Genomic DNA, 610 nt, shown 5'->3' with positions numbered 1-610 from the left:
AAGGTGGCATTCGTCACCGGGGCCGCGAGCGGCATCGGCCGCGCCACCGCCGTCGCCTTCGCGCAAGAGGGCGCGCGCGTCGCGATCCTCGACCTTACCGAAGAGGCACTCGCCACGACCGCCGAGGCGGTGCGGGCGACCGGTGCGGAGGTGCTGGTCCTCGCCTGCGACGTCGCGAAGCCGGAGCAGGTGGAGGCTGCGATCGCTGAAGTGGTCGCGACGTTCGGGCGGCTCGACGTCGCGTTCAATAATGCCGGCGTCGAGAACAAGGCCGCGCCGGTGGCGGAGATCGCGCTGGAGGAATGGGATCGCATCCTGAACATCAACCTGCGCGGGACCTTCGTGTGCATGAAATACGAACTGGCGCAGATGGTGCGGCAGGGTAGCGGCGTGGTCGTCAACACCTCGTCCGGCGCGGGCGTGCGCGGCGTCGCGGGCGGCGCGTCCTATGCCGCGTCGAAACATGCGATCATCGGGCTGACGAAGTCCGCCGCGCTGGATTACGCAAAGGCGAACATCCGCGTGAATGCGGTGCTGCCGGGCAATATCGAGACGCCGGTGATGGATCGCTTCACCGGCGGCGATATCCAGAAGGCGATCGATCTGGAAC

The 610-nt window shown here is 67.5% G+C and carries 1 protein-coding gene; it reads left to right on the top strand.

All coding sequences use genetic code 11. The annotated features are described in order from the left end of the window. Positions 1-610 (top strand): SDR family NAD(P)-dependent oxidoreductase (locus AC0IYH_RS29095; RefSeq protein WP_471837474.1); only part of this gene is annotated, 610 nt, incomplete at both ends.

This window comes from Pseudomonas sp. AC463 (assembly GCF_979253585.1).
Note: the sequence above shows the minus strand (reverse complement) of the source record. Positions and strands in the feature narration are given on the sequence as shown.